Origin of the sequence: Terasakiella brassicae (genome assembly GCF_014641495.1) — a bacterium.
Lineage (GTDB): Bacteria > Pseudomonadota > Alphaproteobacteria > Rhodospirillales > Terasakiellaceae > Terasakiella > Terasakiella brassicae.
Genome location: NZ_BMHV01000071.1, coordinates 1 through 893, shown reverse-complemented (window position 1 = coordinate 893; position 893 = coordinate 1). Strand labels below are relative to the sequence as shown.

1 protein-coding gene is annotated in these 893 nt (G+C 46.2%); it reads left to right on the top strand.

Going from position 1 to position 893, the window contains the following annotated elements; translation table 11 throughout:
- Positions 1–91: 91 nt before the first annotated feature.
- On the top strand, positions 92–893 hold an 802-nt coding region (locus IEW74_RS17205; protein WP_188667416.1), incomplete at its 3' end, for a DUF6538 domain-containing protein.

The window sequence follows — 893 nt, the reverse complement described above, 5'->3', positions numbered from 1 at the left end:
ATTCTTGATGCCGATTTTCTGATCGTTTTTGACCAGAATCGGAAATTTGCTACACAATTTTGCTACACAAGGTGTGGGCAGGACGGTGGTCATGGGTAAAATTCCATGCCTATTCCGACGTGGTGATATTTGGCATTATCGTCGTCGTGTTCCGTCCAAATTAAGATCAGAACTCGGCAAGACGGAAATCTCAAGATCGTTGCATACAAACGATTACAGCACCGCTTTACAACGCCACCAGACCGTCAGTGCGGAAGTTGGTAGATTGTTCCAACAATTGCATCAACAACACACCGGAGCCGCTTATAACGACGATTTCGACCATCATATTTTGCTACACAATTCGGCTACACAAAATGGGCAAATTAAAGCTCCACCACATCTTGATGCCGACGGTCTCAAAACGTTAATCAAAACGGTCGTTGAAGAGGTTCTGGAACATCACGCACCCAAGAAGCCATCCATCACTTTGGACGACCTCTACCACCGTTATATGGACGATCCGGCACGGTCTCGTTCCAAGAAGACGATCATGACGTATCAATCCGTATATAACGTGCTGATGGACATCTTCGGTGCTGATAAACCCATTGCTGATATCGACCGCGAAGACTGTCGTCGGTTTATGGATGTAGTGCGGCATCTACCTGCGAATGCCAAGAAGAAGTTTCCGAAGAAATCGTTGGTGGAAATATCTGAGATTGCCCGTAAACGAAATATGAAAGCGATGGCACCGCTCACGATCAACAAATACGTCAATAAACTGTCGGCGATGTTGAATTGGGCGGTCGAAGAGGAATTACTGGATCATAACCCGGCGAAGAATTTGTCTGTCGCCGATCCCGTGCATATGCAGGACAAAAGACTTCCGTTCTCTGATAGTCAATTGGTCA